The organism is Phenylobacterium sp. GW823-FHT02A09 (genome assembly GCF_058797775.1).
The window spans coordinates 1,128,369-1,150,937 of record NZ_JBXAJZ010000001.1 but is presented as its reverse complement, the minus strand read 5'-3'; the positions used below and the strand labels follow the sequence as shown (position 1 = coordinate 1,150,937).

The 22,569-nt window shown below is 68.9% G+C and carries 22 protein-coding genes; 13 read left to right on the top strand and 9 right to left on the bottom strand.

Annotated elements, in window-relative coordinates; all coding sequences use genetic code 11:
* Positions 1-30 precede the first annotated feature (30 nt).
* Positions 31-636: a urate hydroxylase PuuD gene (locus tag AC1Q87_RS05715; protein WP_492608000.1), complete on the top strand. Its 606-nt coding sequence runs from the start codon at positions 31-33 to the stop codon at positions 634-636.
* Positions 637-698: 62 nt separating this feature from the next.
* Complete coding sequence (locus tag AC1Q87_RS05710) at positions 699-1,391, top strand: squalene/phytoene synthase family protein (RefSeq protein WP_492607999.1); 693 nt, start codon at positions 699-701, stop codon at positions 1,389-1,391.
* Here AC1Q87_RS05710 and trmFO read toward each other — a convergent pair whose 3' ends face one another.
* On the bottom strand, positions 1,392-2,798 hold the full coding sequence (gene trmFO / locus AC1Q87_RS05705) for a methylenetetrahydrofolate--tRNA-(uracil(54)-C(5))-methyltransferase (FADH(2)-oxidizing) TrmFO (RefSeq protein WP_492607998.1): 1,407 nt from the start codon (positions 2,796-2,798) through the stop codon (positions 1,392-1,394). It abuts the gene before it with no gap.
* Between the two features lie 128 nt (positions 2,799-2,926).
* On the opposite strand from trmFO, the gene AC1Q87_RS05700 reads away from it, so the two are divergent.
* A complete protein-coding gene (locus tag AC1Q87_RS05700; protein WP_492607997.1) occupies positions 2,927-3,814 on the top strand; it encodes a hypothetical protein in 888 nt (295 codons plus the stop codon).
* On the opposite strand, the gene AC1Q87_RS05695 is transcribed toward AC1Q87_RS05700, so the two are convergent.
* Positions 3,811-4,422: a glutathione S-transferase family protein gene (locus tag AC1Q87_RS05695; RefSeq protein WP_436061791.1), complete on the bottom strand. Its 612-nt coding sequence runs from the start codon at positions 4,420-4,422 to the stop codon at positions 3,811-3,813. The two genes, AC1Q87_RS05700 and AC1Q87_RS05695, sit on opposite strands and share 4 nt — an antisense overlap.
* A gap of 138 nt (positions 4,423-4,560) precedes the next feature.
* Here AC1Q87_RS05695 and AC1Q87_RS05690 point away from each other — a divergent pair, with 138 nt between their 5' ends.
* The gene (locus AC1Q87_RS05690) at positions 4,561-5,106 is read left to right on the top strand and encodes a methylated-DNA--[protein]-cysteine S-methyltransferase (protein ID WP_492607996.1); all 546 of its coding nucleotides are present in this window, start codon (positions 4,561-4,563) and stop codon (positions 5,104-5,106) included.
* Here AC1Q87_RS05690 and uvrA read toward each other — a convergent pair.
* On the bottom strand, positions 5,103-8,000 hold the full coding sequence (gene uvrA / locus AC1Q87_RS05685; RefSeq protein ID WP_492607995.1) for an excinuclease ABC subunit UvrA: 2,898 nt from the start codon (positions 7,998-8,000) through the stop codon (positions 5,103-5,105). The genes AC1Q87_RS05690 and uvrA overlap by 4 nt on opposite strands.
* Positions 8,001-8,245: 245 nt before the next feature.
* On the opposite strand from uvrA, the gene AC1Q87_RS05680 reads away from it, so the two are divergent.
* The 6 genes from AC1Q87_RS05680 (at position 8,246) to AC1Q87_RS05655 (ending at position 13,044) form a co-directional block, all read left to right on the top strand.
* The gene (locus tag AC1Q87_RS05680; RefSeq protein ID WP_492607994.1) at positions 8,246-8,452 is read left to right on the top strand and encodes a hypothetical protein; all 207 of its coding nucleotides are present in this window, start codon (positions 8,246-8,248) and stop codon (positions 8,450-8,452) included.
* Positions 8,449-8,670 carry a hypothetical protein gene (locus AC1Q87_RS05675; protein ID WP_492607993.1) on the top strand — a complete coding sequence of 74 codons (222 nt, stop codon included), beginning with the start codon at positions 8,449-8,451 and terminating at the stop codon, positions 8,668-8,670. The genes AC1Q87_RS05680 and AC1Q87_RS05675 overlap by 4 nt, the downstream gene beginning before the upstream one ends.
* Positions 8,658-10,313 carry an N-acyl-D-amino-acid deacylase family protein gene (locus tag AC1Q87_RS05670; protein ID WP_492607992.1) on the top strand — a complete coding sequence of 552 codons (1,656 nt, stop codon included), beginning with the start codon at positions 8,658-8,660 and terminating at the stop codon, positions 10,311-10,313. Before AC1Q87_RS05675 ends, AC1Q87_RS05670 begins: the two co-directional genes overlap by 13 nt.
* Before the next feature lie 74 nt (positions 10,314-10,387).
* Positions 10,388-10,843, top strand: coding sequence for a MotA/TolQ/ExbB proton channel family protein (locus AC1Q87_RS05665; RefSeq protein ID WP_492607991.1), 456 nt, complete (start codon positions 10,388-10,390; stop codon positions 10,841-10,843).
* A complete protein-coding gene (locus tag AC1Q87_RS05660; RefSeq protein ID WP_492608271.1) occupies positions 10,843-11,208 on the top strand; it encodes a BlaI/MecI/CopY family transcriptional regulator in 366 nt (121 codons plus the stop codon). Before AC1Q87_RS05665 ends, AC1Q87_RS05660 begins: the two co-directional genes overlap by 1 nt.
* 60 nt (positions 11,209-11,268) lie before the next feature.
* Positions 11,269-13,044, top strand: a complete 1,776-nt coding sequence (locus AC1Q87_RS05655) for a DUF885 domain-containing protein (protein ID WP_492607990.1) — start codon at positions 11,269-11,271, stop codon at positions 13,042-13,044.
* Here AC1Q87_RS05655 and AC1Q87_RS05650 read toward each other — a convergent pair.
* The 5 genes from AC1Q87_RS05650 to ada all read right to left on the bottom strand — a co-directional run bounded on the left by AC1Q87_RS05650 (position 13,041) and on the right by ada (position 17,456).
* Positions 13,041-13,844: an enoyl-CoA hydratase/isomerase family protein gene (locus AC1Q87_RS05650; RefSeq protein WP_492607989.1), complete on the bottom strand. Its 804-nt coding sequence runs from the start codon at positions 13,842-13,844 to the stop codon at positions 13,041-13,043. The two genes, AC1Q87_RS05655 and AC1Q87_RS05650, sit on opposite strands and share 4 nt — an antisense overlap.
* Before the next feature lie 63 nt (positions 13,845-13,907).
* Positions 13,908-15,125, bottom strand: a complete 1,218-nt coding sequence (locus tag AC1Q87_RS05645) for a dipeptidase (RefSeq protein ID WP_492607988.1) — start codon at positions 15,123-15,125, stop codon at positions 13,908-13,910.
* 63 nt (positions 15,126-15,188) lie between these two features.
* Positions 15,189-15,659: a DUF1203 domain-containing protein gene (locus tag AC1Q87_RS05640; protein ID WP_492607987.1), complete on the bottom strand. Its 471-nt coding sequence runs from the start codon at positions 15,657-15,659 to the stop codon at positions 15,189-15,191.
* A gap of 16 nt (positions 15,660-15,675) precedes the next feature.
* Positions 15,676-16,404 carry a 2OG-Fe(II) oxygenase gene (locus tag AC1Q87_RS05635; RefSeq protein ID WP_492607986.1) on the bottom strand — a complete coding sequence of 243 codons (729 nt, stop codon included), beginning with the start codon at positions 16,402-16,404 and terminating at the stop codon, positions 15,676-15,678.
* Positions 16,401-17,456 (bottom strand): bifunctional DNA-binding transcriptional regulator/O6-methylguanine-DNA methyltransferase Ada, encoded by a 1,056-nt coding sequence (ada, locus tag AC1Q87_RS05630; RefSeq protein ID WP_492607985.1) that lies wholly within the window; start codon positions 17,454-17,456, stop codon positions 16,401-16,403. The genes AC1Q87_RS05635 and ada overlap by 4 nt, the downstream gene beginning before the upstream one ends.
* Positions 17,457-17,710: 254 nt before the next feature.
* Here ada and AC1Q87_RS05625 point away from each other — a divergent pair, with 254 nt between their 5' ends.
* Positions 17,711-19,300 (top strand): ABC-F family ATP-binding cassette domain-containing protein, encoded by a 1,590-nt coding sequence (locus AC1Q87_RS05625; RefSeq protein WP_492607984.1) that lies wholly within the window; start codon positions 17,711-17,713, stop codon positions 19,298-19,300.
* On the opposite strand, the gene AC1Q87_RS05620 is transcribed toward AC1Q87_RS05625, so the two are convergent.
* Positions 19,297-20,208: a type II toxin-antitoxin system prevent-host-death family antitoxin gene (locus AC1Q87_RS05620; protein WP_492607983.1), complete on the bottom strand. Its 912-nt coding sequence runs from the start codon at positions 20,206-20,208 to the stop codon at positions 19,297-19,299. The genes AC1Q87_RS05625 and AC1Q87_RS05620 overlap by 4 nt on opposite strands.
* Before the next feature lie 255 nt (positions 20,209-20,463).
* Between AC1Q87_RS05620 and AC1Q87_RS05615 the strand changes: the two genes are divergently transcribed.
* Both AC1Q87_RS05615 and AC1Q87_RS05610 read left to right on the top strand, forming a co-directional pair.
* A complete protein-coding gene (locus AC1Q87_RS05615; protein WP_492607982.1) occupies positions 20,464-20,889 on the top strand; it encodes a TadE/TadG family type IV pilus assembly protein in 426 nt (141 codons plus the stop codon).
* Positions 20,889-22,562 (top strand): pilus assembly protein TadG-related protein, encoded by a 1,674-nt coding sequence (locus AC1Q87_RS05610; protein WP_492607981.1) that lies wholly within the window; start codon positions 20,889-20,891, stop codon positions 22,560-22,562. The genes AC1Q87_RS05615 and AC1Q87_RS05610 overlap by 1 nt, the downstream gene beginning before the upstream one ends.
* Positions 22,563-22,569: the final 7 nt, after the last annotated feature.

Below are 22,569 nucleotides of genomic sequence, written 5' to 3'. Positions count from 1 at the left end.
CCAAGGGCTGGAAACAAGAGGGGCATCGATATGCAGGGACTGCTGTCCAATTTCCGAAACACCATGATCGTGAGCTTCCTGCTCGCCGTGATCATGGTCGTTGGTTACATGAGCCACTACGGCTCGGCTGACGCGATCTTCTGGCAGGCGGTGTTCCGCTGGATGCACACGTTCTTCGGCATCCTCTGGATCGGGCTGCTGTACTACTTCAACTTCGTCCAGATCCGGAAAATGCCGGACATCCCGGCCGAGCTGAAGCCCGCCGTCTCCAAGTACATCGCGCCCGAGGCGCTGTTCTGGTTCCGCTATGCGGCGCTGGCCACCTGGATCATGGGCGTGATCCTGGCCTTCAATCGCGGCTACCTGTTCCAGGCCTTCACCCTGGGCGCGCTGGACGGCTTCTCGGTGCCGCAGCACACCTTCATCGGCGTCGGCATGTGGCTGGCGACGATCATGTTCTTCAACGTCTGGGTCTTCATCTGGCCGAACCAGAAGATCGCCCTGGGCATCGTCGACGGCGACGCCGACGCCAAGGCCAAGGCCGGCAAGGTGGCGATGCTGTTCTCGCGCACCAACACGCTGCTGTCGCTGCCGATGCTGGTCACCATGACGATGAACCAGACCATCTTCGGCTAATTTCCGAACAGGTCTAAGATCGGAAGGCCCGCCCGACCCGGCGGGCCTTTTGCTTGTGTGTGATGTCCGAAACCCCACCCGCCGCCGACCTCGACGACCAGGCCCGCCGACTCGATCCCGAGCGCTGGCTGTCCAGCCGCTTCATCGCCGACCCGGCGGCTCGCGCCGACGCCATGGCGGTCTACGCCTTCGACTATGAGCTCGCACGCGCGCCAAAGGTCGCCTCCAACGCCCTGATGGGCGAGATCCGCCTGACCTGGTGGCGCGAAGTGCTGGACGAGGTGTTCGAGGGCCGCCCTGTCCGCCAGCATCCCACCGCCCAGGCGCTGGCCGGGGCCATCGGCCGTCACGCCCTGCCGCGCGAGCCGCTGGAGGCGATGATCGACGCGCGCTACCGCGAGCTCGATCCCGCGCCGATGAACCTGGCCGACGCCCTGGAATGGGCGCGAGGCTCCGCCGGCGGGGCCGCCCGCGCTGTCGCGCTGATCTTGGATCCCCAGGCCGACCTCATCCGCGCCGAACGCGCGGGGGAGGCATGGGCGGTCGGCTTGCTCATGGGCACCGCCGGCATGGAAGGCGAGGCCGCCCACGCGGCGCTGACCGAGGCGCTCGCGGCGGGGCAGGGGGTGTCGGTGGCCGCGTTTCCGGCCGTCGCTCACGCCACCCTGGCGCGGGTTCGCGCCCAGGGCCGGCGCGCCTCCGACCTGGAGGCCCGCCTGCGCTTGTTCTGGGCCAGCGCCCGCGGGCGGCTCTAGCTACTCGGCGGCCAGGGCCGGCGCGCCGGCGACCCAGGCGTCGAGATCGGCCAGGGCGCGTTCGCCCACCGCCAGCTTCTTGTTGCGGCCGCGCTCCTTGGCGCCGATGCGGCTGCCGTCGTCGCGGCGCTTGGGGCCGGCGGCGTCCAGCGGCGGCAGCAGGCCGTAGTTGATGTTCATCGGCTGGAACGAGCCCTTGCCGGCGTCGATGTGGCCGCCGGTGATATGGCCGATCAGGGCGCCCAGCGCCGTGGTCGCGGGCGGGGCCTCGATCGGAGCGCCCAGGCGCTCGGCGGCGGCGAAGCGGCCGGCCAGCAGACCGACGGCCGCGCTCTCGACATAGCCTTCGACGCCCGTCACCTGGCCGGCGAAGCGCAGCCGCGGCTGGTTCTTCATCCGCAGCTGGCCGTCGAGCAGCTTGGGGCTGTTCAGGAAGGTGTTGCGGTGCAGACCGCCGAGCCGCGCGAACACCGCCTTCTCCAGGCCCGGAATGGTCCGGAAGATCTCGGTCTGGGCGCCGTGCTTCAGCTTGGTCTGGAAGCCGACCATGTTCCACAGCGTGCCCAGCGCGTTGTCCTGGCGCAGCTGGACGACGGCGTAGGCCTTGACCTCGGGGTTGTGCGCGTTGGTCAGGCCGACCGGCTTCATCGGACCGTGGCGCAGCGTTTCGCGGCCGCGCTCGGCCATCACCTCGATCGGCAGGCAGCCGTCGAAATAGGGGACGTTCTCCCAGTCCTTGAACTCGGACTTCGGACCGGCCAGCAGGGCGTCGATGAAGGCCTCGTACTGGTCCTTGTCCATTGGGCAGTTGATGTAGGCGGCGGTGTCGCCGGCCGGACCGGCCTTGTCGTAGCGCGACTGACGCCAGCAGACGTCCATGTCGATCGACTCGAAGTTCACGATCGGGGCGATGGCGTCGAAGAAGGCCAGCTCGCCTTCGCCGGTCAGCTGCAGGATCGCTTCGGACAGGGCCGGCGAGGTGAGCGGCCCGGTGGCGACGATGACGTTGTCCCACTCGGCCGGGGGCAGGCCGGCGATCTCTTCGCGTTCGATGGTGATCAGCGGGTGGGCTTCCAGCCGGGCGGTGACGGCTTGCGAGAAGCCGTCGCGGTCAACGGCCAGGGCGCCGCCGGCCGGCACCTGGTTGGCGTCGCCGCAGCCCATGATGATCGAATCCAGCTTGCGCATCTCATGGTGCAGCAGCCCGACCGCGTTGCCGGTCCAGTCGTCGGCCCGGAACGAGTTGGAACAGACCAGTTCGGCCAGGCCGTCGGTCTGGTGCGCGTCGGTCTTTCGGACCGGGCGCATCTCATGCAGCACGACCGGAACTCCGGCCTGGGCGACTTGCCAAGCGGCTTCGGAACCGGCCAGGCCCCCGCCGACGATATGAACTGGTTGGATCGACATGCGTGGCTATCTAGCAACGATCGTAACACTTCGCGAGCGGGGCCTTGCGAAGGTTGAAGCCGCCCACCAGAATCCGCAGCCAAACAGCGGCCGACTCGTTATGACGACGGCTCGGCCAGAGGATTGAGATGAGCGCGTTTTCGGCGACTGACGCCGCTTTCGAGGGTTTCCGACTGACGCGCGAACGCCCAAGGACGGTCCTCGTCTGGGCGGTGCTGTGCTTCCTCGTCAGCGTTTGCAGCGCAATCTACCTGACCACCGCCGGTCGCGAGGCCAGCGCCCTGCTCGAGGCAGGGCCGGCCGAGACGCCTGATCCTGCCGCGCTGGGCCAGATGGTGTCGGTGCTGTTTCCGATGATGATCTTCGGTCTGCTGTTCCAGTGCCTGATGGCGGCGGCCGTCTATCGGGTGACCCTGCGCCCCGAAGACCGCGGCTTCGCGTTCCTCAAGCTGGGCATGGACGAGGTTCGGCTCGTTTTGCTGACCTTCGTCTACTTCCTGCTGGCGGTCGTCGCGATCATTGCTGCGGTGCTGGTCGCTGGGCTGATCGCCGCGCTGGTGATGATGATCGCCGGTCAGGGCGCGGGCGCGATGATGGGCATCGTCATCGAGTTCTTCATCCTCGGCGTCCTGTTCTACACCGCCGTCCGGCTGTCGCTGGCTCCGGCCATCACCTTCGCTGAACACCGCCTGGCGATCTTCGACTCCTGGCGGCTGACCAAGGGCCAGTTCTGGAAGCTGACCGGCGCCTACCTGCTGGCGATCTGCGGCATCATCGCCATGTCGCTGCTGGTGCTGGTAATCTTCACCGCCGCGGTGGCGATCACCCAGGGGGGCGACATCCAGGCGGCGGGCAAGATGTTCAACCCGGACAGCACGTCCCTGCAGTCCTATTTTTCCCTGACCACGGTGCTTTATCTGCTGATCTCGGGCTGGCTGACGGCGATCTACTACGCCGTGGTGATCGCCCCCGCCGCGGTCGCGTATCGGGGGCTCACCAAGGCCGCCGCGGCCTAGGCGTCGGCGCTCGGCCGGGCCTTCACCCGCTCACGCCAGGCCTTGAGGTTGGCGAACTCGTCTTCGACCGGCAGGCCGATCCACTCGGCGAAGTCGACCGTCGAGAGCAGGCAGATGTCAGCCATGGTGTAGCTGTCGCCGACCAGGAACTCGCGTCCCTCCAGTTCGCGGTCCAGGTACTTCTGGGCGCCCTGGTAGGTCTCCTTGTTGGACTCGCCGAAGTCCTTGAACTGGGTCAGCAGCGCGGCCGTATAGGGGTGCGCGTGGCGCCAGAAGTTGCCGACCGGCATCATCACCGCGAACTCGACGCGGCGGATCCACTGATCGACCAGCGCCTTCTCGACCGCCGTGCGGCCGAACAGCGGCGGCTCGGGGTGGGTCTCTTCGAAATAGCGGCAGATCGCGACGGTCTCGGAGATGCAGGTGCCGTCGTCCAGTTCGAGAGCCGGCAGCTGGCCCATCGAGTTCTTGGCCCGGAAGTCGGCCGACTTGTGCTCGCGCTTCATCATGTTGACCGGCGTCTCGGGCAGGTCGACGCCCTTTTCGGCCAGGAAGATCCGCACGCGGCGGGGGTTCGGCGCCGGCATCGGCGCGCCGTAAAGTTTCATTGGGTCGCTCCCTAATCTCTAAAATATGCGAGCGAGGCTATTTCGAACGCGCGTTTGAATGCAAGCCTCATCGAACCCCGTGACGTGAGAGTCCGAAAGCCGCGAGCGAGGGGAAGGGGCGAGTGCTATGATCGGCCGATGCGTGATGGCTTCGCCCTCTTCGACACCGCCATCGGCCTCTGCGGCGTCGCCTGGAACGCGCGGGGCCTGACGGGCGTCATGCTGCCGCTCTGCGAAGGCGGCGATCCACGCGCGCGCATGGCCCGCCGCCATCCCGAAGCGGAGGAGGGCGAGCCGCCGCCCGCCGTGGCCGAGGCCATCGCCGGGATGCAGGCGCTGCTGCGCGGCGAAAAACGCGATCTGCTGGAAGTGGGGCTCGACGACGGGGCGACCGCGCCGCTGGCGGCGCAGGTCTACGCCATCGCCCGCGCCATTCCGCCGGGCCAGACCCTGACCTATGGGGACATCGCCCGCCGTCTCGGCGACGTCAGCCTGTCGCGCGCCGTCGGCCAGGCGCTGGGCGCCAATCCCTGGCCGATCGTGGTGCCGTGCCACCGAATCCTGGCGGCCGGCGGCCGCAAGGGCGGCTTCTCGGCCCCCGGCGGGGCCGACACCAAGCTGCGGATGCTGGAGATCGAGGGCGCGCTGGCCCCCGACACCCTGCCGCTGTTCGGCGGTCGCTAGGCCCGCAGCTTCGCCCGCCGTTCGTTACGGCGCTTGTCGTGCTTTTCGAGGATCTCGGCCAGGTAGCGGCCGGTCCAGCTCTTGGGGCTGGCGGCGACCTGTTCCGGCGAACCCTGGGCGACGATCTCGCCGCCGCCGTCGCCGCCCTCGGGGCCGAAGTCGACGATCCAGTCGGCGGTCTTCACGACGTCGAGGTTATGCTCGATGACGACCATGGTGTTGCCCTGGTCGGCCAACTCGTGAAGCACTTCGAGCAGCTTCTTGACGTCCTCGAAGTGCAGGCCGGTGGTCGGCTCGTCGAGAATGTAGAGCGTCTTGCCGGTCGCCCGCCGCGACAGCTCCTTGCTGAGCTTCACGCGCTGCGCCTCGCCGCCCGACAGCGTCGTCGCCGACTGCCCGACCTGGACGTAGCCCAGGCCGACGCGCTTCAGCGTATCCATCTTGTCGCGCACCGGCGGCACGGCCTTGAAGAAGTCGGCCGCCTCCTCGACGGTCATGTCCAGCACGTCGGAGATCGACTTGCCCTTGAACAGCACCTCGAGCGTTTCGCGGTTGTAGCGCTTGCCGTGGCAGACGTCGCAGGTGACGTAGACGTCCGGCAGGAAGTGCATCTCGATCTTGATCAGCCCGTCGCCCTGGCAGGCTTCGCAGCGCCCGCCCTTGACGTTGAAGCTGAACCGGCCCGGGCCGTAGCCGCGGGCCTTGGACTCCGGCAGGCCCGCGAACCAGTCGCGGATCGGCTGGAAGGCGCCGGTATAGGTCGCCGGGTTCGAGCGCGGCGTGCGCCCGATCGGCGACTGGTCGATGTCGATGACCTTGTCGAAGTTCTCCAACCCCTCGATCTTGTCGTGCGGGGCCGGGGCGTCCGAGGCGTTGTGCAGCCGGCGGGCGGCGGCCTTGTAGAGCGTCTCGATCGTGAAGGTCGACTTGCCGCCGCCGGACACGCCGGTGATGCAGGTGAAGGTCCCGACCGGGATCTCCGCCGTCACGTTCTTCAGGTTGTTGCCGGTGGCCCCGACGACGCGCAGCACCTTCTTCTTCGAGATCGGCCGCCGGTCCTCCGGAATCTCGATCTCGCGCGCGCCGGACAGGTACTGGCCGGTGATGCTGTTGGGATTGTCCATGACCTGCTGGGGCGTGCCCTCGGCCACCACCTCGCCGCCATGGACGCCGGCGGCCGGGCCCATGTCGATGACGTAGTCGGCGGTCATGATCGCCTCCTCGTCGTGCTCGACCACCAGCACCGAATTGCCGAGGTCGCGCAGGCCTTTCAGGCTCTCCAGCAGCCGGGTGTTGTCGCGCTGGTGCAGGCCGATCGACGGCTCGTCCAGCACGTAGAGCACGCCGGTCAGGCCCGAGCCGATCTGGCTGGCCAGCCGGATGCGCTGGCTCTCGCCGCCTGACAGCGTGCCCGAGGCGCGGCTCATGTTCAGGTAGTCGAGCCCGACATTGACCAGGAACCGCAAGCGGTCGTTGATTTCCTTCAAGATCCGCCGCGCGATCTCCATCTGCTTTTCGGTCAGATGGTTGTCGAGGTCGGTAAACCACTCGCCGGCATGCTTGATCGACAGGCGGCTGACCTCGCCGATGTGCTTGCCGTCGATCTTCACGGCCAGGGCTTCGGGCTTCAGACGATAGCCGTTGCAGGCCTCGCAGGGCGTCTCGGACTGGTAGCGGCCCAGTTCCTCGCGCACCCAGGACGAATCCGTCTCGCGCCAGCGGCGCTCCAGGTTCGGCAGCACGCCCTCGAAGGTCTTGTTGACCTCGTACTTCCGGGCGTTGTCGTCATAGACGAACTTGATCTTCTCGCTGCCCGATCCGTACAGCACCACGGTCTTGGCGCCCTCGGGCAGCTTCCACCACGGCATGTCCATCGAGAAGCCGTAGTGCGCCGCCAGCGCCTGCAGGGTTTGGGTGTAGAGCGGCGAAGGTCCCTTCGCCCACGGCGCGATCGCGCCCTTGTGCAGGGTCTTGTCCTTGTCGGGCGTGATCAGGTCCGCGTCGAAGGCCAGCTTGGCCCCCAGGCCGTCGCAGACCGGGCAGGCGCCGTAGGGATTGTTGAACGAGAACAGCCGCGGCTCGATCTCGCTGATCGTGAAGCCGGAGACCGGGCAGGCGAACTTCTCCGAGAAGATCAGCCGCCGCGGCTCGGCCTCGCCCTCGGCCGTATCGGCCCACTCGGCGGTGGCGATGCCGTCGGCCAGCCGCAGCGCGGTCTCCAGGCTGTCGGCGTAGCGGGTCTCCATGCCGCCCTTGGTGACCAGGCGGTCCACGACGACGTCGATGTCGTGCTTGAACTTCTTGTCGAGCGCCGGGGCGTCCTCGATCGGATAGAATTCGCCGTCGATCTTCAGCCGCTGGAAGCCGGCCTTCTGCCACTCGGCGATTTCCTTGCGGTACTCGCCCTTGCGGCCGCGCACCACCGGGGCCAGCAGGTAGATCCGCTCGCCGTCGGGCAGGGCGGTCAGCTTGTCGACCATCTGGCTGACGGTCTGGCTCTCGATCGGCAGACCAGTGGCCGGCGAGTACGGAACCCCGACCCGCGCCCACAGCAGGCGCATGTAGTCGTGGATCTCGGTCACCGTGCCGACGGTCGAGCGCGGGTTGCGGCTGGTGGTCTTCTGCTCGATCGAGATGGCCGGCGACAGCCCCTCGATCAGGTCCACGTCCGGCTTGCTCATCAGCTCGAGGAACTGGCGCGCATAGGCCGAGAGGCTCTCGACATAGCGGCGCTGGCCCTCGGCGTAGATCGTATCGAACGCCAGCGAGCTCTTGCCTGAGCCGGAAAGCCCGGTCAACACGACGAGTTCGCCGCGCGGGATGTCCACGCTGACGTCTTTCAGATTGTGCTCGCGGGCGCCGCGGACACGGATGAAATTGAGCTGTTCGGCCATGTTTTTCCGGAAAACGCTTGCAGCCGCCGATGCCCTCAGCGGCTCCCGTCCAATGTAGTTCCGAGACTCACCGATAACACGGGAACATTGAGGGAACAAACCCGCTGCGGCGATATCACCGGCAGGTTCTAGCGCGCGGACCGCACAAACCTGTCAGCAGTCTTGTCAGCAGCCCCGAGAAATCCGCTCGACTTACGCGGCGGAGGGCCGAGCACGCTTTCGTCCAACAAGACCGGAGGAAGCCCATGGATCTCACCATACAGCGGCGCTTCGTGACCCCGATGGCCGGCGAGAGCGTGCAGGACATCGCCGCCCGCGCCCTGCCGGACGAACCGCTGGACAGCGCCGTCGACCAGATCCGCAGCTGGAACCTGCACATCTTCGCCATGCGCAAGCCGGCCGGGCTGATCCTCGGCAGCGACGTGGTGTTCGTGGAGCCGCCGCGGCGATGAGCGCCGAGGCCGTGATCGCCGGAGCGGAGATCGCCGCCGGCCATGACGGATCGGCCGAACTGGTGCTGCGCCTGCGCTATCCCAACGGGGGTGTGGGCGTGGTGGTGCTGGAGGCCGACAAGGGCCTGAAACTCATGGCCGCCTGCGGGGCGGCGCACCTGGACGAGCTGGCCGGGCATTCCTGGCGCAAGCTGCTGGAGGGAACATGTTCGACGTGATCGTGCGTAACGGGCTCGTGGTCGACGGGTCCGGCGAAACGGCCTTCAAGGGCGACGTGGCGGTGAAGGACGGCCTGATCGCCGCGGTCGGCGAGGTGTCCGGTCCGGCCCGGCGCGAGATCGACGCCGGCGGGCGGGTCATCGCCCCAGGCTTCATCGATCCGCATACGCATTTCGACGTCCAGCTGCTGTGGGACGGCGCGGCGCGGCCGGCCCTGGAGCACGGGGTCACCTGCATCGTCCCGGGCAACTGCTCGCTGTCGCTGGCCCCGCTCAAGGCCGCCGACCGGCCCAAGGTCGTGGGCATGTTCCAGCAGATCGAGGAGATGCCGCCCGAGGCCTTCACCCAGGCCTTCGACTGGAGCTGGGAGGACTTCGCCGGCTACCGCGACGCCATCGCCCGCAACCTGTCGATCAATGTCGCGCCGCTGGTCGGCCACAGCGTCATCCGCCTGTGGGTGATGGGCGAAGCGGCCCAGCAGCGGACGGCGACGGCTGAAGAGGTCGTCGCGATGCAGGCCGTCCTGCGCGAGTGCCTGGAGGCCGGCGCGGTCGGCCTCTCGACCAGCTTCGTCGATCTGGACGAGCACGGCCGCCCGGTGCCCAGCCGCTTCGCCGACTTCGCCGAACTGGACGCCTTGTCGGCCGTGCTGGGCGAGTTCGGGCGCATGCTCCAGTGCGTGCCGGAGTTCTACGACGTCGACATCACCATCGCGCGCATCGACCAGCTCTCCGAGCTGTCGCTCAAGCACGGGATTCCGACCACCTTCTCGCCGGTGTTCGACAACACCTCGACCCCGGACAACGCCCCGCGGATCCTGGCCCGCGTCGAGGAGCAGTTCGCGCGCGGCGCGCGGGTCTGGCCGCAGATGCAGACCCGGCCGATCGACATCAGCTTCTCGCTGCTGCGGCCCAGCCTGTTCTTCGCGCGGCTGCCGCGCTGGGTGCGGGTGCTGCGCCAGCCGCTGGAGGCGCGGCTGCACTCGCTGATCGATTCCGAGACGGTCGCCAAGATGGTCGAGGACCTCGGTCCCGACGGCGGCCAGCGGATGATGGGCGGCCTGATCGTCCGCGGCGGCGACGCCGCGCCAGCGGAGATGGTCGGCCGCACCCTGGGCGAGATCGCCGCCGAGCGCGGCCAGGTTCCGGCCCAGGCGCTGATCGACATCTCGCTGGCCCACGGCCTGGACGTCGCCTTCCTGGCCGCCGACATGGGCCACGAGGCCACCGATCGCATCGGCCCGATGCTCGCCCACCCGCTGGTCCACATCGGCGCCAGCGACGGCGGCGCCCACATCGCCTCGTTCTCGACCTACGGCGATACCGGCTATCTGTTCAGCGAGTTCGTCCGCAAGGGGCTGATGAGCCTTGAGCATGCGGTCCGCAAGATCACCGCCGAGACCGCCGACATCTGGGGTCTGAAGGGCCGCGGGCGGCTGACGCCGGGCCACGCCGCCGACATCGTGGTCTTCGACCCGCAGACCATCGATCGCGCCGAGGAGCGCCCGGTGTTCGACATGCCGGGCGAGGGAATGCGCTACGTCCGCGACGCCCGCGGCATCGACGCGGTGCTGGTCAACGGCGAGGTGGCCTATCTGGGCGGGGCCTACACCGAGGCGCGGTCGGGGGTGGTCTGCGTCTAGCCCTCGGGCGGCTTGACGAGTCGATTTACACGTGTAATCCAGTTGCGAACTACAAACGTAATTTGGAGGAAGCGATGCAGACGACGGTCATTCCGCAACCCGATCCCATGAACCCGGTCGTCGTGCCGGAGTTCGAGCGGCTGAACTTCGCCCAGGTGTTTCTCGACGCCTCGCGCCTGAACCAGGGCGTCATGCTGATCCTGATGGTGATGGGCGTGGCTGCGGTCGCGCTCTGGGCGCTCGGGTTCGGCCGATCGCTGTCGGCCCAGCCAAGCCGTTCGGTGGGCGGCCTGCGCTATCTGAAGGGCATGTGGGTCGGGGCGCTGCTGCTCGGCCTGTTCGGCGGCTCCTACACCCTGGTCTGCGGCTTCATGGGCCTGGCGAACGTGCGGCCGACGCCGGCGATGGCGGTGCTGGCGCCCGGCTACGCCGAGGCGATGTTCCAGGTCATGCTGGGCCTTGCGGCCGCGGCCCTGGCGGTGATCTGCCACCAGGACCTGGATGCGCGCCTGCGCCGGCTGGCGGCGTGATCGGCATCACCGAGGCCGAGCGCCAGGTGATGGAGGCGCTCTGGTCCGGCGGCCCGCAGGCCCCCGACGAACTGGTAAAGTCCGTCGCCCCCGTCCAGGGTTGGGGCGAGGCGACGGTCAAGACGCTGGTCAACCGGCTGCTCAAGAAGGGCGCGATCGCCTCACGCAAGCAGGACGGCCGTACGCTCTACGAGCCGTTGGTGGCGCGCGACGAATACGTGACCGCCGAGAGCCAGGGCCTCCTTGATCGGCTGTTCGGCGGCGAGCTGGCCCCGATGGTCGCCCACTTCGCCCGTCGCCAGGCGCTGTCGGACGAGGAGAAGGCGCGCCTGCGCCGGCTGCTGGACGAGCTCGACCGCGAGTAGCCGGGCGGCGCGAGCAAGCGTAGGTGTAGTGCTTCGTTTTCAGAGGGCTCCACCTTGCGCTTGACCCGCCGACATCTGCTCGCCGCCGCCAGCGTGACGGCGCTGGTTCCCCTGGACCGCGCCGCCGCCCAGGACGGCGGCTCGCCGCAGGACGCGGCGTTCGCCAAGGTCTCCAAGGACTGGCTCGAGGGCTATCTGAAACTCAGCCCGGTGTTCGCCACCATCATCGGCGATCACCGCTACGACGCCGAACTCGACGACGTCAGCGCCGCGGGCCGCGCCGCCCGGATCCGCTTCAACAAAGCCATCCTGGCCGCCCTCGAAGCGCTTCCGCATGCCGGCCTGTCGCGAGCCAATCAGGTCGACGCCGCGATCCTGGAGAACCAGGTCCGCGGCCAGATCTGGACCGACGAGGTGCTGCAGGACTGGGCCTGGGACCCGCTGATCTACTCGAACATCGCCGGCAGCGCGCTCGACGGCCTGATGGCGCGCGAGTTCGCGCCGCTGCCCGACCGCCTGCGTTCGGCCGCCGCCCGCATGGAAAAGCTGCCGGCCCTGCTGGCCCAGAGCCGCAGGGAACTGCAGCCGGCCCGCGTGCCGAAGATCCATGCCGAGACCCTGGTCGGCCAGAACAAGGGCCTGCACTCGCTCGTCGAGCAGGTCATGTCGCAGGCTGGCGCGCTCAGCGGCCCCGACCGCGCGCGTCTGGACGCCGCCGCCGCGGCGCTGACCGGTGCGATCAACGAGCATCAAGCCTGGCTGGAGAAGGAGCTGGTCCCGGCCGCCGCCGGCGATTTCAGGATCGGCGCCGAGAAGTATGACCGCAAGCTGGCCTTTGCCCTGAACTCGCCGCTGAGCCGCGCCGAGATCAAGACCAAGGCCTTGGCGGCCCTGACCGATATCCGCGCCCAGATGTACATGATCGCCAAGGGCGTCGTCGCCGGCCGCCCGGGCGCGCCCGAAGCTCCCGCCAACCCGACGTCGGACCAGCAGCAGAAGGTGATCGAGGCGGCGCTGGAGCTGGCCTACGCGAAGAAGCCCTCGCGCAATGGCCTCGTTGAAGAGGCCGAGCGGCAGCTGAAGCAGACCACCGATTTCGTCCGCGCCAAGGACCTGGTCACCGTGCCGACCGACCCGGTGAAGATCATCCTGACGCCCGAGTACCAGCGCGGGGTGGCGGTGGCCTACTGCGACCCGCCCGGGCCGCTCGATAAGGGCCAGAGCACCTTCTACAAGATCTCGCCGATCCCGGACGACTGGACCGACGCCCAGGCGGACTCGTTCCTGCGCGAATACAACGTCTACGGCATGCAGGAAGTGACGATCCACGAGGCCATGCCCGGCCACTACCTGCAGCTGGCCCACTCCAACCGCTATCCCTCGGTGCTGCGATCGGTGCTGTTCTCAGGCTCGTTCGTCGAGGGATGGGGCGTCTACGCCCAGGACATCATGGCGGAGGCCGGCTATCTCGACCGTGATCCGCTCTACCTGCTGGCCCATCTGAAGCTGCATCTGCGGGTGATCGCCAACGCCATCCTCGACCAGGGCGTCCATGTCGACGGGATGACCCGCGAGGCGGCGATGGAGCTGATGACCGTCCAGGCCTTCCAGCAGGAGCGCGAGGCGGCCGGCAAGTGGGTGCGCGCCCAGGTCTCCTCCGCCCAGCTGCCGACCTACTTCGTCGGCTGGCAGGAGCATTGGGCGTTGCGCCGCGAGGCCGAGAAGCGCTGGGGGCAGGACTTCAACCTCAAGCGCTACCACGACAAGGTGCTGTCGTTCGGCTCGCCGCCAGCCCGCTTCGTCGGCCAGCTGATGTTCGATCAGCCGATCGTCTAACCCTCCCGCCGTTCGTAGCGGGGCGGGCGCTTTTCCAGGAACGCCGCGACGCCCTCGCCGAAATCGCCGTCCAGGCTGGCGAGGATCTGGTTGCGGTCTTCCATGGCGATGGTCGCCTCCAGCCCCTGGGCGTCGATGGCGTGGTTCAGCGCCTCCTTGGTCAGCCGCAGGCCCAGCGGCGTGGCGTGCAGCATGTCGGCGGCGAAGCTCTGCGCCTCGGCCTGGATCGCCTCAGGCGCGACCACCCGGCTGACTAGGCCCAGCTGGTAGGCGCGTTCGGCGTCGATGAAGCGGCCAGTCAGCATGTACTCGGCAGCCACCGACGAGCCGACCATTCGCGGCAGGAAATAGCTGACCCCGATATCGCAGGCCGACAGCCCGATGCGGATGAAGGCGGCGTTCATGCGGGTCTTCGGCGTGGCGATCCGCACGTCGCTGGCCAGGGCCAGGGCGAAGCCGCCGCCGCTGGCCGCGCCGTCGACGCAGGCGATGATCGGCTGCGGACAGCGGCGCATCGCGATGACGATCTCGCTGATCTGCCGCTGACCGGTCAGGCTGGCCCCGACCGAGCGGCCGCCCGGCGCGGCGGTGTTGCGCTCCTTGAGGTCCAGCCCGGCGCAGAACGCCCCGCCGGCGCCGCACAGCACCACCACCCGCACGTCGCGCCGCCAGTAGAGCCCGACGAAGAAGTCGCGCAGCTCCTCGACCAGCTTGCGGTTCAGGGCGTTCAGCCGCTCGGGCCGGTTCATCGTGGCCCAGACGACGTCGCCGTCCTGGCGCAGCTCGAGGTGTTCGTACATCGCAGGCCCTCCGAGGTTTCGAAGGAGCCTGCGCCCGCCGCCGCCGCGTCAGGCAAGCGGCGGCTACTTCGCCTTCAGCTCGTCCGCCTGCTTGAGCACCCGCAGAGCGTTGCCGCCCCAGAACTTCGCTAGGTCTTCCTTCGTGAAGCCGGCGGCGATCAGCCGCTCGGTGAGGGCCGGGAAGTAGGTGATGTCGTCGAAGCCTTCGATGCCGCCGCCGCCGTCGAAGTCGCCCGAGATCCCGATGTGGTCCTTCCCGGCGACCTGCGCGGCGTGGAGGATGTGCTTCATCAGGTCGTCCATGTTGGCGCGCGGCATCGGGTACTTGTCCTCGATGGCCTTGCGCGCGGCGCGGTAGGCCTCGCGCTTGTCGGCGGGCACGTCGCGCGGCGAGCCCCAGGTCTTGTTCAGCTCGGCCAGCGCCACCCGGCGCTCCGGAATGTCCGGCATGTCCTTCATGTAGCCGGAGAAGGCGTTGATCTGGATGACGCCGCCCTTGGCCGCCAGCTTGCGCAGCAGGTCGTCGGGCGCGTTGCGCGGGTGGTTGTAGATCGCCTTGACGCCCGAGTGCGACAGGATGATCGGCGCCTTCGAGAGATCCAGCATCTGGTCCAGCACCTGGTCCGAGGCGTGGCTGGCGTCGAGCAGCATGCCCAGGCGGTTGGCCTCGGCCACGAACTGCTTGCCCTGCGCCGACAGGCCGCCATGGATCGGGCCCTTGGGGTCGGTGGCGCTGTCGGCCAGATCGTTGTTGGCGAAGTGGACGGGCGAGATCATCCGCACGCCCATGTCGTAGAAGGTCTTCATCAGCGTCAGGTCGCCGGCGACGGGCGAGCCGTTCTCCATGCTGATGTAGACGAAGCGCTTGCCGCTCTGGCTGATGCTCGCGGCCTCGTCGGCCTTGGTCGCCAGGGCGAAGATGTCGCCGTTCTTGGCGACCATCTCGTGGATCACCATGGTCCGCAGCAGGGCGTGATCGCGCGCGGCGATGTTGCCCTCCTTGGTGTTGGCGCCCTGCGGCGTGAACACCACGAAGAAGCCCCCGTCGACGCCGCCCTCGACCATGCGCGGATAGTCGACCTGGCTGCCGTCCTCGACCTTGTTGCGGGCGCGGATGTCGAAGCCGGGATTGGCCTCGTTGGCCGGGGTGTCGAAGTGGGTGTCCAGCACGATCAGGTTCTCGTGCAGGATCTTGGTCTCGGGCTTGACCTTGGGGGCCTGGGCCAGGACCGGCGAGGCGCTTGCGAGCAGGACCGCGAGCGGAAGACCAAACTTGAACACCAACGCCACTCCCCGAAACTTGAAGGCAGGAACCTTCAGCATTCCGGGGAGTCTGCGCAAGCCTCAGTTGCGGTCGATGCGCGCGGCGAAACAGCCGCGGCCCGCATTGTGGGCATGCAGGTAGGCGACCTGCGGATCGGCGAGCAGTCTTTCGATCACCGGGGCCAGATCCGCTCCCGGCGCAAGCTCGGCCGCGGTCATCATGCCGGCGGCGTCGAACGCCCGCAGCGATATGTGCGGCCGCACCGCCAGGCACGGGGGCACGATGTCGACAAAGCTTGCCGCTTCTCGCGCGGCCTCGCTGACATAGATGGCGTGCGAGGATCGATAAGGGGTGTCGGCGTCCTGGTGCCGGTAGTTGAGCAGCAGCAGGGTCTGGCCCTCGGCGGCGTCTTCCAGGGTGATGCGGCAGGGAAAGCCGATGGACGCCGTGGCGGTGTGGCGGATAACGCCGCGCGCCGCCAGCTCCGCGTCGGAGAGGCCGAACAGCGGGCGAAAGTCGTCGACCGGCAGGCCGGTGATCTTGAAGGACATGGCTGGCTCCGAAAGCTCAGGCGGCGTCGTGGAAGATGACGCCCAGGGTGTGGCGCTGGCCGCTGCGCAGCTGGCTGACACCGTGGCGCATGACGACCCGATAGCTGCCGCGGGTTCCGCGCACCGGCCGGTGGTGGACCGCGAAGATCAGCCCGTCGCCCTGGCGCAGCGGCGCGACCTCGGCCCGCGACTGCATCCGTGGCCGTTGTTCGGTCAGCACGAACTCGCCGCCGGTGAAGTCGCGCCCTGGCTCCGACAGCAGCACGGCCAGCTGCAGCGGAAACACATGCTCGCCGTAGAGGTCCTGATGCAGGCAGTTGTAGTCGCCGGGCCCATACTGCAGCAGCAGCGGCGTGGGCCGCTGCTGCCCGGCCTCGTGGCAGCGCGCCAGGAAGGCGGCGTGGTCGCCGGGATAGCGCGTCGCGATCCCCATCGTCTCGTTCCAGCGATTGGCGATCCCGACCAGCCGCGGATAGAGTCGGGTGCGCAGGCCGCCGACCAGGGCGGGCAGGGGATAGGCGAAGTACTTGTACTCGCCGCGCCCGAAGCCGTGGCGGCTCATCACCACCCGGCTGCGAAAGCCGTCCTCGCGGCCGTAGAGGCCCGAGATCGCCGCGCACTCTTCCGGCGTCAGCAGGCCTGGCAACAGGGCCGAGCCCTGCGTGTCCAGATCGCGCTCGACCTGGGGCCAGTCGAAGGACGCCAGGCGCCCTTCGCCGGTCGGGGGGGAGGCCAGGGCGCTCACGCCGCGGCCTCGCGGTCCAGCAGCGCGCGCTTGCGCTCGACGCCCCAGCGATAGCCCGACAGCGCCCCGTCGTTACGCACCACCCGGTGGCAGGGAATGGCCACCGCCAGGGCGTTGGCGGCGCAGGCCTGCGCCACGGCGCGGACGGCCTTGGGCTTGCCGATCTGCTCGGCGACCTGGGCGTAACTGGCGGTTTCGCCGACCGGGATTTCGGCCAGCGCCTGCCAGACCCGCTGCTGGAACGCCGTGCCGCGCACGTCGAGCGGCAGGTCGAGCCCCAGCCGCGGCTGCTCGACGAAGCCGACCACCTGGGCGACCAGGGCCTCGAAGGCCGCATCGCCGCCGATCAGCTCGGCCTTGTCGAACCGGTCCTGCAGGTCGCGCAGCAGCTTGTCCGGGTCATCGCCGAACAGGATGGCGCAGACGCCCTTGTCCGTGGCTGCCACCAGGATCGAGCCGAGAGAGCACTCGCCGACCGCAAAGCGGATCTGCGCCGCCTGGCCGCCGGCCCGGAACCGGGTCGGGGTCATGCCCAGCACCTTGTCGGACTGCTCGTAGAAGCGGCCGCCCGAATTGAAGCCGGCGTCGTAGATCGCCTCGGTGATCGTGCTGGATTCACCCAACGCCTGCCGCACCCGTTCGGCGCGCCGCGCGTCGGCATAGGCCTTGGGCGTGACGCCGGTCACCGACTTGAAGATCCGGTGGAAGTGGAACGGGCTCATCCCGGCCTCGGCGGCCAGGGCTTCCAGTCCGGGAACCTCCTCGGCGGTCTCGATCAGCCGGCAGGCGGCGGCGACGGCCTCGGCGTTGCGCTGCGCCAGCGGCGCCTGGTCGGGCTTGCAGCGCTTGCAGGGGCGAAAGCCCGCCGCCTCGGCCTCGGCCGTGGTGGCGTGGAAGGCGATGTTCTCCGGGCGCGCCGGCCTGGCCGCGCACGAGGGCCGGCAGTACACCCCGGTGGTGCGCACGGAATAGAAGAACGCGCCGTCGGCGGCGGCGTCGCGGGCGGCCAGGGCGGCCCGGCGGGCGCTCTCGGTCTCGAATGCGATCTGCATCTCAAATGCTCCATCGATCTGGTGAGCGATGGGATAGTCCCGCGGGACGGGGCTGAAACTCCGGCTCTTGCTTTCGAATCCGCATCCCGGGGCTCGGCTGCAAGCGCCGCTGCAGCGACAGGTCCGGAAACCGCGATTTGCGAAGCGGCGCGCCGGCCCCTATATCGGACGCTCACCGCAAGGAGACGGCAGCACCATGGACATCGCGACGGACACCCAACTCGTCCTGAACGCCAATCTGTCCACGGTTTCCCATGTCCGCCTTTCTGACGCTCGACGGCCTTTCGTACAAAACGCCTGACGGCCACCCTCTCTTCGACGACCTGACCCTCGCCTTCGGGGCCGAACGCACCGGCCTCGTGGGGCGCAACGGCGTGGGCAAGACCACGCTGATCCGGCTGATGCTCGGCGAAATCGCGCCGGCCGCCGGCGTCGTCGTCGTGCGCGGCCGCGTGGGGGTTCTGCGCCAGGCCCTCGCCCCGCCGCCGGGGGCGAGCGTCGCCGACGTCCTGGGGCTGGCGGGCGATCTCGCGCGCCTTGACCGCATCGAAGCCGGCGAGGGGACCGAAGACGACTTCGACGACGCCGACTGGGCCTTGCCCTCGCGGCTGGAAGCGGCCTTCGCCCAGGTCGGCCTGCCCGGGCTCGCTCCGGCGCGGCCCGCCGCCGAGCTCAGCGGCGGCCAGGCGACCCGCGCGGCGCTGGCCGGTCTGCTGGCCCGCGAGCCCGACCTCCTGCTGCTCGACGAACCGACCAACAACCTCGACGCCGAGGCGCGCGAGCTGATCGCCCAGGTGCTGGCCGGCTGGAAAGGCGGGGCGGTGGTGGTCAGCCACGACCGCGCCCTGCTGCGCCAGATGGACCGGATCGTCGAGCTGACCAGCCTGGGGGCGAAGGTCTATGGCGGCGGCTACGACCTCTACGCCGAGCGCAAGGCCCAGGAGGAGGCCGCCGCCGCCCGCGATCTCGCCGACGCCGAACGGACTCTGGCCCGCGTCGAGCGCGAGAGCCAGGTCGCGCGCGAGCGCAAGGCCCGGCGCGACGCGGCCGGGCGCAAGTTCGCCGCCAAGCGCAGCGAGCCGAAGATCCTGCTCGGCGGCATGGCCGAACGCGCCGAGAACTCCGGCGCCCGCGAAGGGCAGGTGGCCGAGCGGCTGCGCGAGCAGGCGGCCGGCGACCTGGCCGAGGCGCAGGGCCGCGTCGAGCGGCTGCGGCGGCTGGCCTTCGAACTGCCGCCCTCTGGGCTGGCGGCCGGCAAGACGGTGCTGGGCTTCGAGGACGTCGGCTTCGCCTATCCTGGGGCGAGGCCGGTCCTGCAGGGGGTGTCGCTGCGCGTCACGGGACCCGAACGGGTGGCGATCACCGGCCGCAACGGCGCCGGCAAGTCGACGCTGATCGGATTGGCGACGGGCGAGCTGTCGCCGACCTCCGGCCGCGTCGTTCAGGGCGCGCGGGTCGCGCTGCTCGACCAGAAGACGGCGATGCTCCGCCCCGACGAGACCCTGGTCGCGGCCTTCCAGCGTCTGAATCCCGGCGCCACGCGCAACGACGCCCACGCGGCGTTGGCCCGCTTCCTGTTCCGCAACGTGGCCGCGGAGAAGCCGGTCTCGGCGCTGAGCGGCGGGGAGCGCCTGCGCGCTGCCATGGCCTGCATGCTGATGTCGGAGACGCCGCCGCAATTGCTGGTGCTGGACGAGCCGACCAATCACCTGGATCTCGACTCTATCGCGGCGGTGGAGGCGGCCTTGCGCGGCTACGACGGGGCGATCCTGGTGGTCAGCCACGACCGCGACTTCCTCGACGCCATCGAGGTCGACCGCGAAGTGCGGTTGGGCGCGGACTAGGCCTGGCTGGCGTCCACGGTGACGGCGGCGATCAGGCCGTCGGGCACGAGGTCGCGCACCACTGTCGCCAGGCCGATCCGGACCGGCAGTTCGCCGCCGTCCTTGACCAGCAGCGTGGTGGCGATCTGGCTGGGTTGCCCGCCCTGCAGCACCGCCTCGAGCGCGGCGGTCAGTTCGGCGCGGTCGCGTGGGCGGGCGATGTCGGGCAGCCGGCATGAGACCAGCTCGTCGACCGAGAAGCCGAGCAGCTTGGCGAAGCCGGCGTCCAGCATGGTCAGCACGCCGCGCACGTTGAGCCGCAGCACCATCACCTGCGGCAGCATCGACAGCGCCGCGTCCAGCGCCCGCGCCTCGTGCAGCTGGGCCTGCATCTCACGCTCGGCCGTGCGGTTCTGGATCAGCACCGCCACCCCGCCCGGATAGGGGAAGGCGCGGAACGCGTAGCGGCGCACGCCGGGCGCATCGCCCGGCGCCTCGAACTCCAGCGTCTCGCCGGTTCGAAGCGCGCGCTTGAGCTGCTCGCCCATCAGCGTGCGCGCGGTCGGGGGGAACAGGTCTTCCCAGAACCGCCCGACGATCTGCGAGGCGCTATGGCCGACCAGCGCTTCGAACACGTGATTGACCGCGGTGATGTGCAGCTGGGCGTTCAAGGCCATGAAGGCCTCGGTCACATGGTCGAGGATCGCGTGCTGACTGGTTTCGAAGGACGGCGTCTGGTCTTCACGCTGGTGAAATGAGACGTCTTCTTTCGAGGCTGAGTAGTAGTCGGCCGAGACCAGGACCACTCGTGGTCGACCGTGGTGCGTGACGATGACCGGGCCGCCTAACGCCCGATCCTGCCACTGTCCGAAGTTCCGGCTGATCTCTCCGGCCGTGACGACCGAAGTTTCTCCATGGCCGTTGTTCATCGCTCATTCAAGCTTCGCGTGAATTCCGCGGAGTGCGCAATTCCCGGAAGGCTCGCCCCCAAGCCCAACTACGCTTAACCAAACGCTTGCGTTGCTTCGTGGCCGAATGCAACTCAAAAACGTCGTGAGGACTGAACATCGTCTTTTCCCAAAAGTCGCGCATTTTGCGTACTTTGCGCGATTACTCTGTGCAAACGCGAGAGGTCGCATGATCCCTGAACGACAAGGCTCAAGAATTGAGCGAGAGGTGGGGACATGCGGGCTTCCGACCGCAGGAACAGCTTCAGGAATGACGAGCGCGGGGTAGCCGCCATCGAGTTCGCCTTCGTCGGGCCGATACTCATCGTGTTGATGTTCGCGATCGTCTGTTACGGCGGATACTTCTGGATCGCGCATGCCGTACAGCAGTTGGCGAATGACAGCGCCCGCGCCGCGATCTCCGGACTTGACGATACAGAACGTCGCACCCTGGCGCAGAGCTCGCTGACTGCGGGCATGAACGACTACGCCTTTCTGAAGCCCGCCAAGGCGGCGGTCACCACCGTCCGCACCAACGAGCGCCTCTCGGTCAAGGTCGTCTACGACGCGTCGGACTCCGGCTTCTGGGGCATGGCCAAGCTGGTTCCGATGCCGTCGCCGAAGATCGAGCGCAGCGCCGCCGTACGGCTGGGAGGCTACTGATGCGCCTGCGTCCCACGCCCCTGCGCGGCCTGGCCGAGGACACCGGCGGCAGCGTCTCGATGATGATGGCGATCAGCTTCATCACCCTGCTGGGCGCCGCAGCGCTTGCGGTCGATGTCGGGTCGCTGTTCCTGCAGTCGCGAAAGCTGCAGGGGATCGCCGACCTGGCGGCCATTTCGGCGGCCCGCGACGTCGGCCGCGCGAGCGCCGCCGCTCAGGCGACGGCCGCCGACAACGGCTGGGGCCGGCCGCTCAACGTCCAGGTCGCGCTCGGCCGGTACAGTCCAGACCCGGCGCTCGCGCCCAGTGCGCGGTTTCAGACCGGCGGGGCCAATCCCAGCGCCGCGCGGGTCACGGTCAGCGGCGAGGCGGACCTGGTCTTCGGCCGCCTGCTGCTCAATCGGAACACCATCACCCTGACGCGCCGGGCGACGGCTGCCCGGGCGGACATGGCCAGCTTCTCGATCGGCACGCGCCTGGCCTCGCTGCAGGGCGGGATCGCCAATCAGCTGCTCAGCGGCCTGACCGGCAGCACCGTGTCGCTCAGCGTCATGGACTACAACGCCCTGGCCGGGGCCAAGGTCGATCTCTTCAAGTACTCCGATCTGCTGCGTCTGAACGCCGATCTCGAAGCCGCCTCCTACGACAAGGTGCTCGGGACCGACATCTCCACGGGCAAGGCGCTGAAGATCCTCGGGGACGTGCTGCAAGGCAGCGGCGACATCCAGGCCGCCAGCGCAGCGCGCAAGCTGGCCGTGGCGGCCGGCGACAGCAAGAAGATCAAGCTGGACGCCCTGCTGGACCTTGGCCCCTACGGGACCCAGGACCACGTCGCGGGCGGCAGCGGGGCGAAGATCGAGCTCGCGGCCCAGGACCTGGCCAACGCCCTGGTGGTGCTGGCGGGCGAGGGGCGGCAGGTGAAGTTGGACCTCGGCGCCAGCGTCCCCGGCGTCACCGACATCGACGTCTGGCTGGCGATCGGCGAGCGGCCGAACAACTCGCCGTGGCTGACCGTCGACCGCGACGGCCAGGTGGTGGTCCGCACCGCCCAGACCCGGCTCTATCTGAAGGCCCAGGCGCTGAGCGTGCTCGGCCTGCTCGGCGCCCAGCCGATCACCCTGCCGGTGCTGGTCGAGGCCGCGTCCGGCGAGGCTAAGCTGGCCAGCATGGAGTGTCCCGAGAGCCTTTCGGCCCAGGCGGCGACGCTCTCGGTGCGGCCCAGCGTCGGTCGGCTCGTGATCGGCGAGATCGACGTCAGCAAGCTCAACGACTTCAAGCAGAACCTGACCGTCTCGCGGGCCAAGGTCGCCGACCTCCTGCTGGTCAAGGCGACCGCCAAGGCCGACGTGCAGATCGGCGGCCAGACCTGGAAGACCGCGCGCTTCACCCGCGCCGACATCCAGGCCGGCACGATCAAGACCGTCGCCACCGACGACATCGCCAAGGCGACCGTCTCCAGCCTGCTCGGCAACCTGGATCTCGACGTCGACATCCTGGGGATCGGCCTGGGGCTCGGGCCGATCACCTCGGCCCTGTCGGGGACGCTCGGCGCGATCGCCGCGCCGCTGGACGGGGTGCTCAACGCCCTGACCGGCCTGCTCGGCGTGCGGCTCGGCGAGGCGGACGTGCAGTTGAACGGCCTGCGGTGCCGCGACGCGGCTCTGGTGGCCTGAGGGGGAG